At 60.6% G+C, this 3,143-nt stretch carries 1 protein-coding gene and 1 pseudogene; one reads left to right on the top strand and one right to left on the bottom strand.

The annotated features are described in order from the left end of the window. Positions 1–40: 40 nt before the first annotated feature. Positions 41–970 (top strand): annotated as a pseudogene (locus P4L78_RS22925) (PQQ-binding-like beta-propeller repeat protein); the annotation flags it as partial. Positions 971–1,428: 458 nt separating this feature from the next. On the opposite strand, the gene P4L78_RS10615 reads toward P4L78_RS22925, so the two are convergent. After that, a complete protein-coding gene (locus tag P4L78_RS10615; protein ID WP_309328036.1) occupies positions 1,429–2,898 on the bottom strand; it encodes a hypothetical protein in 1,470 nt (489 codons plus the stop codon). Positions 2,899–3,143 lie beyond the last annotated feature (245 nt).

Raw genomic sequence — 3,143 nt, 5'->3', positions numbered from 1 at the left:
GTGGGGCCAGGCGGGACACGATGAGGCCCACAGTGGGCGCATGGGCGTGAGTGGGCCCTCCGGCGTGGCCATAGGACTTGTGTGGCGGTACACGGCGCCACTGGCGGGCACGATGACCTCCGCCATCTCTTACAGCGACGGCAGTGTGTACTGTGGCGACACACTGGGGAACTTGTATCGCTTGTCCAACAGTGGTGCGATGGTGTGGCGGAGCGTGTTGGGTGGCGGGGCGGCGGTGAGGTCAATGTTGGCACTGAGTCCAGAGGGATCCCGTGTGTATGCGGGCTCATCGGCGGATGGGCTTGTGAGGGCGGTGGACCGAGGCACGGGCGCGGTGTTGTGGGGCACCACAGTGGGGAGCTGGGTGATGTCATCAGTGAGTGTGAGCAGCGACGGAAGTGTGTATGTGGGCTCTGGTGACTCGTTGTATGGGTACGTGACATGTTTGGAGGGCGTGAGCGGGAATGTGAGGTGGACATACCAGTGTGGAGACTGGGTGAGCTCGACGCCGGCGGTGGAGGAGGCGCTGGGCGTGGTGTATTTTGGGAGCTGGGACGGCGGCGTGTACGCGTTGAGCACGAGCGATGGGAGCGTGGTGTGGAGTGTGAGCACCGGAGCGGCGGTGAAGTCATCGCCAGTGTTGTGGTCATTGGGCGGCTCGCTGTACATTGGATCGGGTGATGGCAACATGTACGGGCTTGGGGCGGCGAGCGGATCGGTGTTGTGGATGTCAAGTATGGGAGGCGCGGTGGATGGCACAGGCGTGCTGTTGAGCGATGGGAGTGTGGTGGTGAGCGGGCAGGGCGACGGCAGTGCGGTGTTGTGGCGGCTGTCGGGTGTGGACGGGAGCGTGTTGTGGAGCTGGGGAGCGGGGTTGACACTGCCGCCACAGTTCATGTGTGCGGGCGTGAATGACGTGGTGTACTTGACGACGAGTGGCGGTCTGTTGTACGGGTTGGATGGCATGGGAGGGTCTGTGTTGTGGTCATCACTGGTGTCGCCGGTGGGCACGGTGACGGCGGCGCTGCATGGGAATGGAAGTGTGTTGGTGTCATCGACGTTGCACTGGGTGAGTGCGTACGTGGATGTGCCGGCGAGTCCGACGCCGACGGGTACCCGGAGTGTGAGCGGTACACGGAGTGTGAGCAGGAGTGTGAGTGGGAGCGTGAGCGAGAGTGTGACAGACACGGCATCTGGGACGGGAAGTGTGACAGAGAGCGGAAGCGAGACGATGAGCGGGAGTGTGTCTGGTACGCAATCTGGAAGCGTGACAAGGAGTGTGACGGAGAGCGGAAGCACCAGTGCAACAGTGAGCGGAAGTGACACGGCATCACCATCGCCCTGCAGCAGTGGGAACAGTAGCAGCAGCTGGAGCAATAGTGTGAGCGTGAGTGTGACTGGTAGTGAGAGTGACTCCGTCACGAAGTCTCACAGTGAGACGCTTTCGGCGAGTGTGTCTGGGAGTGGGAGTGAGAGTGCGTCAATGGCTGCAATGCCGTCGGTGTCAGCGTCAAGCAGTGTGAGTGTCTCAGTGGCGCAGACAGGGGGTGCAACCATGACTGGGAGTGGGACAGGAACAGTGGCGTCCACGGCCCAAGCGTCGGAGTGGATGAGTGTGACAACAACAGCCACGACGAGTGGCACAGCCAGCGGGTCAGGCACCATGACGACGACAGTCACGGTAAGGAGAAGCGGCACAAGCTTGGTAAGTGAGAGCGTGAGCGAGACGGTGAGTGGCACAGCAGCATCAGCGTCGCCATTGGGGTCGGCGTCGGCACTCCCATCCTCGTCAGAGTCCGAGTCGGCATCAGTGACGGCATCAGCGGCCGCATCACCACCCATGTCTGTGACGAGCAGCAGCAGTGAAAGTGCCGCAGTGTCAACGACAGGGAGCGATACAGAATCATTGTCGTTGTCGGGGCCAGTGTCAGCGCCAGCGTCAGTATCAGTCTCAGCGCCAGCGTCAGTATCAGTATCAGGATCAGTGTTTGAGACGGCGACGGCCACGGGGGCATCAGATACAGGGTCGTCGACAAGCTCAGCGACGATGGCGTCATCAGCGTCAGACACGAGCTCAGCGACGGCCAGCGCGAGTGTGAGTATGATTGGAAGTGTGAGCGGGACGGCAACAGTTTCAATGACAGTGACGAGCAGCGTATCAGGCACGATGAGTGAGAGTGTGAGCGGGATGGCGAGTGGCTCGACGTCGTTGCCAGTCTCCGTCACAGCATCAGCGTCGGACTCCGTGTCAGTGCCAGGGCCAGCGTCAGTGTCAGCGTCAGCGTCCGTGTCAGTGTCAGCGTTGGTGTTGGGATCGGCATCCGCATCCTCATCCGAGTCAGTGTCCGAGTTTGTGTCAGCGACGGCATCCGTGATCGCATCACCATCGGTGTCTGTGACGAACAACAACACTGTGTCAACGACAATGAGCGCGACAGAATCACCATCGCCATTGATGACAGAAAGGGCGTCTGTGGCAGTATCAGCGCCAGCCTCAGTGTCTAGACCGGCGACAGCGACGAAGACAAGATCAGATACAGTGTCGTCGACAAGCTCAGCCTCAGACACGAGACGTGTAAGTGTGAGCGGGACGGCAACAGCTTCAATGACAGACTCGATGAGTGAGAGTATGACGGAATCCAGTCTCAGAAGTGCCAGTGTGAGCCGGGGTGTGAGTGGCACCGGAAGCGAGACGGCGACGTCAACTGTGTCACCCTCGGCTTCATCGTCATCTACTGCGACTGTGTCAGTGACAGGAACGACTTCTGGCTCAACGACCTGCACCTTTTCTGTCACTTCGTCGTACTCCACGAGCTCGTCATGGTCGGCCACAGAAAGTGTGAGCGCGAGTGTTTCGTCCACGAGCTCTGTGACGCCCACAGTGACCCCGACAGCCACACCGACTCCGTCTGGTTTGGGTAAGGGTGCAAGTGTTGTTGTCGGCGTGATATTGTTGTGTCGTGTGTTGTCACTCGATTGTTAGACTGTGCGTATGTGTATTTGCAGCGGTGTGGGGCCAGGCGGGACACGATGAGGCCCACAGTGGGCGCATGGGCGTGAGTGGGCCCTCCGGCGTGGCCACAGGACTTGTGTGGCGGTACACGGCGCCACTGGCGGGCACGATGACCTCCGCCATCTCTTAC

It is taken from the genome of Silvimonas sp. (assembly GCF_031291215.1).
Taxonomy (GTDB): Bacteria; Pseudomonadota; Gammaproteobacteria; order Burkholderiales; family Chitinibacteraceae; genus Silvimonas; species Silvimonas soli.
The sequence above is the reverse complement of the archived record's forward strand: the minus strand, read 5'-3'. Positions and strand labels throughout refer to the sequence as shown.